This is a genomic window from Cupriavidus sp. KB_39, assembly GCF_052114485.1.
GTDB lineage: Bacteria > Pseudomonadota > Gammaproteobacteria > Burkholderiales > Burkholderiaceae > Cupriavidus.
In genome coordinates, this window is sequence record NZ_JBFREV010000002.1 from 276724 (window position 1) to 285135 (window position 8412).

General features: G+C 68.3%; 8 protein-coding genes. 3 read left to right on the forward strand and 5 right to left on the reverse strand.

Translation table 11 applies throughout. The features are described 5' to 3' along the window. Positions 1–136: 136 nt before the first annotated feature. Positions 137–1750: a DUF342 domain-containing protein gene (locus AB4Z27_RS02620; RefSeq protein WP_092292275.1), complete on the reverse strand. Its 1614-nt coding sequence runs from the start codon at positions 1748–1750 to the stop codon at positions 137–139. A gap of 262 nt (positions 1751–2012) precedes the next feature. On the opposite strand from AB4Z27_RS02620, the gene AB4Z27_RS02625 reads away from it, so the two are divergent. After that, positions 2013–2855, forward strand: coding sequence for a class I SAM-dependent methyltransferase (locus tag AB4Z27_RS02625; RefSeq protein WP_092292273.1), 843 nt, complete (start codon positions 2013–2015; stop codon positions 2853–2855). A gap of 24 nt (positions 2856–2879) precedes the next feature. Here AB4Z27_RS02625 and AB4Z27_RS02630 read toward each other — a convergent pair whose 3' ends face one another. Then, entirely contained in the window at positions 2880–3482 is a 603-nt protein-coding gene (locus AB4Z27_RS02630) for a DUF1415 domain-containing protein (RefSeq protein WP_441591921.1), read from the reverse strand. Between the two features lie 55 nt (positions 3483–3537). Further along, a complete protein-coding gene (locus AB4Z27_RS02635) occupies positions 3538–4647 on the reverse strand; it encodes an acyltransferase family protein (RefSeq protein WP_441591920.1) in 1110 nt (369 codons plus the stop codon). Between the two features lie 157 nt (positions 4648–4804). On the opposite strand from AB4Z27_RS02635, the gene AB4Z27_RS02640 reads away from it, so the two are divergent. Then, positions 4805–6067 (forward strand): TIGR03862 family flavoprotein, encoded by a 1263-nt coding sequence (locus tag AB4Z27_RS02640; protein ID WP_441643859.1) that lies wholly within the window; start codon positions 4805–4807, stop codon positions 6065–6067. 3 nt (positions 6068–6070) lie between these two features. Here AB4Z27_RS02640 and AB4Z27_RS02645 read toward each other — a convergent pair whose 3' ends face one another. Beyond that, a complete protein-coding gene (locus tag AB4Z27_RS02645) occupies positions 6071–7690 on the reverse strand; it encodes an NAD(P)/FAD-dependent oxidoreductase (protein WP_092292265.1) in 1620 nt (539 codons plus the stop codon). Beyond that, positions 7674–8057, reverse strand: a complete 384-nt coding sequence (locus tag AB4Z27_RS02650; RefSeq protein ID WP_441643860.1) for a hypothetical protein — start codon at positions 8055–8057, stop codon at positions 7674–7676. The genes AB4Z27_RS02645 and AB4Z27_RS02650 overlap by 17 nt, the downstream gene beginning before the upstream one ends. A 176-nt stretch (positions 8058–8233) precedes the next feature. Here AB4Z27_RS02650 and AB4Z27_RS02655 point away from each other — a divergent pair. Next, positions 8234–8412: GntR family transcriptional regulator (locus AB4Z27_RS02655; RefSeq protein WP_441643866.1), on the forward strand; the 179-nt coding region annotated here is incomplete at its 3' end.

The following is an 8412-nucleotide window of genomic DNA, read 5'->3' on the forward strand; positions in this document are numbered from 1 at the left end:
GAAGAAGGGCAAGCCGATCGGCCCGCAAACCCTTGCCGGACAAGGGAAGACCGCCGCCGGGAAAGCGCGCCGGCGGCGCCGTACAGATGTTACGACAGCCGTAACGTCCGCCCAATCCGCCGTAACACCACGCCGGTCAGGTCACCGAGATCCGGTCGTCCACCACGCGCACCTGGCCACCGGTCTTGTCCTCCATCACCTTGAGGATCTTGTGGCCCACCTGCATCGTCACGCCGCCATGAATGCGCCGTCCCACGGCGATCACCGCCTCGTCGGATGGCTTCATCTGCTCGGTCAGCTTGGCGATCTCGGCGTCCAGTTCGAACAGGTCGCGATTGATCTTGTACATCGTCGCGCGCGCTTTTTCGCGGATGTCGCCGACGGCGCGCTCTGGATGTTTCGCGAAAAACGCGGCCAGTTGCTGGAGCTTGGCCTGCTCCTCCAGGATCTTGCGCCGTTGCTCCTCCAACTCCGCCTTCTGCTGGTCGGCAAACGGGTTGAGGCCCACCTGCACCGTCGTGGCCGTGCCGGCTGGCGCGCCTAGCATGGCGGTGCTGACGCTGGCCAGCGCGCGTGTGCGGCCGCCGCTGATGCTGCCCTGGCCGGTCGGGCTGCCCACGGTCACGCGCTCGCCCGCGGAGACGTCGCTCTGGCGGATGCCGCTTTCCACCACGACCTCGGTGGCCGCCTCGACAATCGCATTCTGGATATAGCGCGCATGCACCGCGCCCTTGCTGCGCACACTCGCAATCTCGCCGGAATCGGCGCCGTGCGCGGTCTCGGCCTTGCCGATGATGCCGCCCTTGACGATGACGTCGCCGCCGGCTTCCACGTGCGCCGCCTCGATCGTGCCGCTGACCACCACGTCGCCGGTCACGCGGACCGACATGCCGGTGCGAATGTCGCCCGACACGCGCAGCGAGCCGTCGAACGTGACGTTGCCGGAGTGCAGGTCCACCGCCTCCACGTCCACTACGGGGCTCACGATCACGCCACTCGGCAGGACGCGCGGCGATCCGGCGATCACGGCCAGCAGCAGCAGCGGGTCGTTGGGGTCGATGGCCACGCCGGTCAGGTCCGCGGCGAACGGCGTATCGATCATCGGGTCGGCCGGGATCGGCTTGCCCAGGATGTCCATGCCGTCCTGGCCCGGGCGGGCCGGGGTGCGCCGCATCAGCGCCGTGCCGGGGTTCACCAGCAGCAGGCTGCCCAGGTCGCGCAGGTCGAAGCGGTCGTCCTCGTTCTCGGTCTGCGCGGGCTTGCGCGGCTGCACCAGGCTGTCGAAGCGCGCTGCCTGGCCCTGCACCGGCGCCACACCGCGCGCGATTTCGCGCCCTTCGCAGCTGCCGGCCTCCAGCGCCACTTCGATGGCCGCCTTGTCGAGCAGCGCCACCACGTTCATCGAGGTCGCCGCGGCGGCAATGTCCTCGATATTGATCGCCCGGCCGCCCTCGGGCGGCATCAGCGTCAGCAGCAGGGACAGCTTGTCAGCAGTGATTTCGAGTTCGAAGGCCCCGTCGAGCAGGCTGCCGATCACGCCGTCGACCTCGCCGTCAGCCAGTTGGCACTGGGTCAGGAAGGCGTTCACCGCGCCCTGGTCGAGCCGCGCGCCGCGCCAGCCATGTTCCTCGAGGCTGGCTTCGAGGGTGGCGCGGTCGGGCGGCAGGCGTCCCGGCTCCGGTGCAAAGCACGCGCGTACGTGGTCCCCTGGCTGGCTCAGTTCCAGGCGTAGTCCGGCGTCGGCTGTCATGTGTCCCCGCTTCTGTGTGGCAGGCGATGGCAGTCCGGCCGGGCCGTGGCCCCGATCCTTCCGCAAGGATCGCCGTTTGCTGCCGCCAACTCTGCTTGTCGTCGATCTTTGATCAACGGCAGCGGGCGGAGTGAACTTTAGCCCACAAAAGTGGGGTATCACTCCTGCTGAGCCCCCCGGAAATCGGGCGATGACGGGCCGGGCGGCGGGATTTCGGTAAACTGTCGCCCTCCGATGTCCCCCGCCGCAGGTTTTGCCCTCCATGTCCAATAGTTACGAAGTCCGTCCCGGCCAGTCCATCGAGCTGCTCAAGGCACTCCACATCCTGACGCGCGACGGCAAGATGAACCAGGACAGCCGCCGCAAGCTCAAGCAGGTCTACCACCTGTTCCAGTTCATCGAGCCGCTGCTGCGCGAGGTGGCGGACGCGCGCGGCGCCGTCTCGCTGGTGGACCATGGCGCCGGCAAGTCCTATCTGGGCTTCATCCTCTACGACCTGTTCTTCAAGGATCTGCCTGAGGAACAGGGCAAGAACTCGCACATCTACGGTATCGAGACCCGCGAGGAGCTGGTGAAAAGCTCACAGGAGCTGGCCGCGCGCGCGGAATTCCCGGGCATGTCGTTCCTGAACCTGTCGGTAGCCGAATCCATCACCTCGCCCGCCCTGCCCGCCACGGTGGACGTGGTGACCGCGCTGCACGCGTGCAACACCGCCACGGACGATGCCATCCGCTTCGCCCTGGCCCGGCAGGCACGCCACATCGTGCTGGTGCCGTGCTGCCAGGCCGAGGTGGCCAGCGTGCTGCGCAAGCACAAGGGCAAGCTGCTGGCCGGCAATCCGCTGACGGAGATCTGGCGCCATCCGCTGCATACGCGCGAGTTCGGCAGTCAGGTGACCAATGTGCTGCGTTGCCTGCAGCTCGAGGCGCACGGCTACCAGGTCAGCGTGACCGAACTGGTGGGCTGGGAACATTCGATGAAAAACGAGTTGATCATCGCCCAGTACAAGGACCTGCCGCGCAAGCGGGCGGCCGACCGGCTCCAGAACGTGCTGGAAACGCTGGGACTCGAGGAAATGGGCGAGCGGTTCTTCACCGCGCCCTGACGGGGCCGCCCGGGCAGGCTGGGGTCAGCCTTCGTCTTGGGATTTTTCCGACATCCACTGCCGATAGCCGTCGACGCCCAGCCGCCGCATGGTGGCCTGGTTGCGCTCGTAGATATCGGCGGCGTCCGGAAACGCCTCGGCGGCGCGCGCGATGCTGTCTTCCCGCAGCAGGTGCAGGATCGGATACGGCGCGCGGTTGGTGTAGTTCTCGATGTCGTCCGGCTCGGTGCCTTCGAACTGGTAGTCCGGGTGGAAGCTGGCGATCTGGAGTGTGCCGGCCAGCCGCAGGCTGCGCAGCAGGCGCTCGGCGAAATACAGGAAGTCGTTGTAGGTGAGGAAGTCCGCCAGCGCGTGCGGCACGATCAGCAGCGTGGTGTCGGTCTGTGCCGGATCGGCGTCCGCCAGCCCGCGCAGTTCGCCCTCAAGTTCCTCGAGCAGGTCTTCCGCCCCCATGGCCGGGCTGACCACGTAGCGCACCTGATCCTTCACATAGACGCTCTTGGCGAACGGGCACAGGTTCAGGCCGATGACGGCGCGCGACAGCCAATGGCGCACGGCCTCGACGATCTGGGCATCGGTGGCATCGGTGGCATCGGCGGAATCAGGAAAGGCGGGCGTGGCAGGCATGGCGGGGACAGCGGCTGGCAAAGCGCCATTCTACGCCCCGCCCCTGCCTCCCAAGTCAGGCCATGCGCGCCTTTTCTCGCCCCACCCGCTTGAGCGGCCGGCCATTGAACAGGTCGCCGATGGGCCCCATGCGATCCAGCATCCAGGCGATGGCGCACAGCAGCCCCAGCTCGATCAGCGCCAGCACCCACCACCAGTTGCCCAGCCGCGCCACTTCCACGCCGGCGCGGGTGGCCGTCTCGAACACGATCTTGTTGACGAGGTAGTTGAAGCCGAACACGGGCAGCGTATGCGTGCCGAGCCAAACCACCGCGCGGGAGGTCGGCAGCAGCACCACCACCTGCCACAGCAGCGCGGTGCCGGCGAAGGCTGCGAGCAACGTCATCGCCATCGCCATGGGCGTGGTGCCGATGCGGTTGCGCGACACATTCAATACATCTGGCGCATGCCGGACGGCCAGCACCCAGACCGCCAGCGTGACCACCAGCAGCAGGGCGCGCCGCATGGTCAGCGAGGCCGGCGTGAACTGCATCGGCCCCACCGCCGCGGCACGGGGCCCCTTGCCGCCGCCCATCCAGAGCCCGGCGCCGTAGAACACCATGGCGCAGCCCACGTTGCGCAGCGAAAACGGCCACTCCACCGGGTTCACGTCCGACCACGTGCCGCCACCCTGCGTGAAGACGATCCAGACCAGCCCGACGCTGGTCATCAGTGCGCCGGCCACGCTCGGGCCCAGCCGCGACAGCGCGGTGGCCACCACGTCCAGCCAGAACAGGCAGAACAGCGACCACAGCGGCGTGCTCAGGAAATTCCATTCGTTGATGGCGGACCCGGTCATGGTGCCGACAAAGCGCATGGTGAACTCATCGTGGGGAAAGCGGCCGAGCGCCCACGCGACGATGTAAGGTACCGCCAGCACCAGCCCCATGCCCCAGGCCGGCACCACCAGCCGCATGAACTTGCCCCACAGGTGCGAGGCCGGCGCGGCCACCGCCCGCGAGGGCTGGAACACGAGCCCGGCCCGCAGCAGGAAGGCGGGAAAGGCCATCGAGTAGATCGCCCGATACACCGGATCGGGCAAGGCCCAGGCATGGCTGAAGACCACCAGCGCGATGCCGATGCCCCTGCACATGTCGATGGTGGGATTGCGCGGTGCTGAGCTCATGGAAGCCTCCCCTGTTTCGCACGAGTCTGGCCGGCGCCGGGAGCGCCCGCTGTGCGCCACCGCACGTCCGCGCACGGTCGTGGTGCCGGGGCGCTGTCACCTATAATGCGCGGCGTCCCGCGTCTCTTCCCCCTGCTCCGCCAACCGGCAACCGCCCATGTCCGCCTCCTCCATTTCAGCATCCGCCCCGTCTGGCACGCCCCACGCCGTGGTCATCGGCGGCGGGCCGGCCGGGTTGATGGCGGCCGAGGCGCTGGCCGGGCGCGGCGTCGCGGTAGACGTCTACGACGCCATGCCCTCGGTCGGCCGCAAGTTCCTGATGGCCGGCAAGGGCGGCATGAACATCACGCATTCCGAGCCCGCGCCGGCCTTCCTGGCGCGCTACGGGCAGCGGGCCAACCGCATCGCGCCACTGCTGGCCGAGTTCGACGGCCCGGCGCTGCGCGCCTGGGTGCACGGGCTCGGCATCGACACCTTCGTCGGCAGCTCAGGCCGTGTCTTCCCCACCGAGATGAAAGCCGCGCCGCTGCTGCGCACATGGTTGCATCGGCTGCGGGAATCGGGCGTGCGCGTGCACACCCGACATCGCTGGCTGGGCTGGGACGATGCAGGCCAACTCCGCTTCGCCTCGCCGGCGGGCGAATCGACGGTGTCGGCGCCAGCCGTGGTGCTGGCGCTGGGCGGCGGCAGCTGGGCGCGACTGGGATCGGACGCAGCCTGGGTACCCTGGCTCGCCGAACATGACGTGACCATCACCCCGCTGCGCCCCGCCAATTGCGGGTTCGATGTGGACTGGTCCGATGTCTTCCGCGAACGCTACGCCGGCCAGCCGGTGAAATCCGTGGCGATGGCGGTCACCGCGCCGGACGGCACGCCGCTGCATCGTCAGGGCGAGTTCGTGATCAGCGCGACCGGCATCGAAGGCAGCCTGGTCTACGCGCTGTCCGCCCCGATCCGCGATCTCATCGAACGGGATGGCAGCGCCGAGATCCGCCTGGACCTGGCGCCCGGCATGAGCGCGGCGCGCGTGGCCGACGAGATCGCCCGCCCGCGCGGCTCGCGCTCGGTGTCGAGCCACCTGCAGAGCAAGCTCGGCATTACCGGGGTCAAGGCAGGGCTGCTCTATGAAGGCGTGTCGAAGGCCGACATGCACGATCCGGTCGCCCTCGCGGCGGCCATCAAGGCGCTGCCGCTGCGGCCGGTGCGCGCGCGGCCCATCGACGAGGTCATCAGCACGGCCGGCGGCGTCGCGTTCGAGGCGATGAACGATCACCTGATGCTCAACGCCATGCCGGGCGTGTTCTGCGCGGGGGAGATGCTGGACTGGGAGGCGCCCACCGGCGGCTATCTGCTGACAGCCTGCTTCGCCAGTGGGCGGATGGCCGGCCTGGGCGCGGCCAACTATCTGATGGGTATGTAACGGCTAGCTGTTGGCGATGTCGAGCGCCACGGCTTCGGCCACCTCGATACCGTCGATGGCGGCCGAGTAGATCCCGCCCGCATAGCCGGCGCCCTCGCCCGCCGGGTACAGCCCCTTCACATTGATGCTCTGGTAGTCGTCGTTATTGCGCCGGATCCGCAGCGGCGACGACGTGCGCGTCTCCACCCCGGTCAGCACGGCGTCGTGCATCGCAAACCCGGCAATCTTCTTGTCGAGTTCCGGCAGCGCCTCGCGGATCGCGTCAATCACATAGTCCGGCAGCGCCGTGCTGAGGTCCGTCGGCGTCACGCCCGGCTTGTACGAGGGCTCGACCGAGCCCAGCGCCGTGGACGGCCGTCCCGCGATGAAATCCCCCACCAGCTGGCCCGGCGCGCGGTAGTCGCTGCCGCCGAGCACGAAGGCACGCTCCTCCCAGTGACGCTGGAGGGCGATGCCGGCCAGCGGGCCACCCGGGAAATCGACCTCCGGCGTGATACCCACCACGATGCCGGCGTTGGCGTTGCGCTCGGCCCGGTAGTACTGGCTCATGCCGTTGGTCACCAGCCGGCCCGGCTCGGATGCCGCCGCCACCACCGTGCCGCCCGGGCACATGCAGAAGCTGTACACCGCGCGCCCATTGCTGGCGTGGTGCACCACCTTGTAGTCCGCCGCGCCCAGCAGCTTGTTGCCAGCGAACTTGCCGAAGCGGCTGCGGTTGATCAGCCCCTGCGGATGCTCGATGCGGAAGCCCAGCGAGAACGGCTTGGCCTCCATGAACACGCCGCGGTCGTGCAGCATGTGGAAGGTGTCGCGCGCGCTGTGGCCCACGGCCAGCACCACGTGGTCGCACTCGAGGTAGTCGCCGGTGGAGAGCTTGAGCCCGCGCACCTGGCCGTTCTCGATGTCGATGTCGTCCACGCGCGTCTCGAAGCGGATTTCGGCGCCCAACGACAGCATCTCGGCGCGCATCTTCTCCACCATGCTCACCAGCCGGAATGTGCCGATGTGGGGCCGCGCCTTGAAGAGGATGTCCTCGGGTGCGCCCGCGCGCACAAATTCATCGAGCACCTTGCGACCGTAGTGGCGGGGGTCCTTGATCTGGCTGTAGAGCTTGCCGTCCGAGAACGTGCCCGCGCCGCCTTCGCCAAACTGCACGTTCGACTCGGGATTGAGCACGCTCTTGCGCCACAGGCCGAAAGTGTCCTTGGTGCGCTCGCGCACTTCCTTGCCGCGTTCGAGGATGATCGGGCGGAAGCCCATCTGTGCCAGCAGCAGGCCGGCCAGCAGCCCGCACGGACCCAGGCCGATCACCACCGGGCGCAGCGTCGGCCCGCCCGCCGGGGCCTGTGCCACGAAGCGGTACGTCATGTCGGGCGTCACGCTCCAGTTGGGCTTGCCGGCCATGCGCTGGAGGGCGGCGGCCTCGTCGCGGACTTCGATATCGACGATGTAGGTCAGCTTGATATCGGCGCGCTTGCGGGCATCGTGCGCGCGGCGGAAGACGGTGAACGCGACCATCCCGTCGCCTTTGACACCGATCTGCGCGAGGTGGCTGCGCACGGCTGCCTCCAGGTCGCTCTCGGTATGGTCGAGCGGGAGTTTGACTTCACTTAGACGTAGCATGGGGAACGGGTATTTCAGCGGCCTTGGTGTCTGGTGGCCGGGCGTTACCCAGCAGGAGGCCAGATCGGCCGAAGCGGGATTTTATCAGTCGCCACCATCCCGGGGGCGGCGACGGCTGCATGATGTGCAGGGTTGCCGCGCCGTGGGCCGCCAGCGTGGTCCAGCCGGCGATGCCGGCGATGTACACCGCGCCGGGCGTGAGCGTGGCGGCAGGCCGGCTAACCGTCTCGGCCAGCCAGGTTGGCGGGCCCGCCACGGTCAGGCGACCGGATGCGAGGTGCACCACGGCGCCGGGCTTCAGGTGCAGCTTGAGCCACTGACCGGCGGCCAACTGGTAGGTTTCGGTCGAAAATTTCGCTTGGGACATGATCGCGCTCCGGGGTCCAGAATCAGGTTTCCAGCCTATCCGGCGACCCGCCAAGCCAACAGGCACAAGGGATTGCGGGTGCGACCAGAACAGATCGCACAGTCCGGCTCTGTTACGATACAGACACCCTTCATCTGTATCTGTTGTGCCCGCGCCCCGTGGGCGATGATCGCGCCATGACTGCCACGCACCCCTCCCTCCCCCTTTATCAACAGGTGGCCGGCCACTACCGGCAGGCCATCGCCGCCGGCACGCTGGCCGTGGGGGACCGCATGCCGTCGGTGCGGTCGCTGATGGGGCTGCATGAGGTGAGCCTGTCCACGGCGCTCCAGGCGTGCCGGGAGCTGGAAACCGC

Coding starts and splice junctions, on each gene's coding strand:
- AB4Z27_RS02650 (WP_441643860.1), bottom strand. CDS start 8,057: ATGTCCCAAGCGAAATTTTCGACCGAAACCTACCAGTTGGCCGCCGGT.
- AB4Z27_RS02630 (WP_441591921.1), bottom strand. CDS start 3,482: ATGCCTGCCACGCCCGCCTTTCCTGATTCCGCCGATGCCACCGATGCC.
- AB4Z27_RS02625 (WP_092292273.1), top strand. CDS start 2,013: ATGTCCAATAGTTACGAAGTCCGTCCCGGCCAGTCCATCGAGCTGCTC.
- AB4Z27_RS02620 (WP_092292275.1), bottom strand. CDS start 1,750: ATGACAGCCGACGCCGGACTACGCCTGGAACTGAGCCAGCCAGGGGAC.
- AB4Z27_RS02645 (WP_092292265.1), bottom strand. CDS start 7,690: ATGCTACGTCTAAGTGAAGTCAAACTCCCGCTCGACCATACCGAGAGC.
- AB4Z27_RS02635 (WP_441591920.1), bottom strand. CDS start 4,647: ATGAGCTCAGCACCGCGCAATCCCACCATCGACATGTGCAGGGGCATC.
- AB4Z27_RS02640 (WP_441643859.1), top strand. CDS start 4,805: ATGTCCGCCTCCTCCATTTCAGCATCCGCCCCGTCTGGCACGCCCCAC.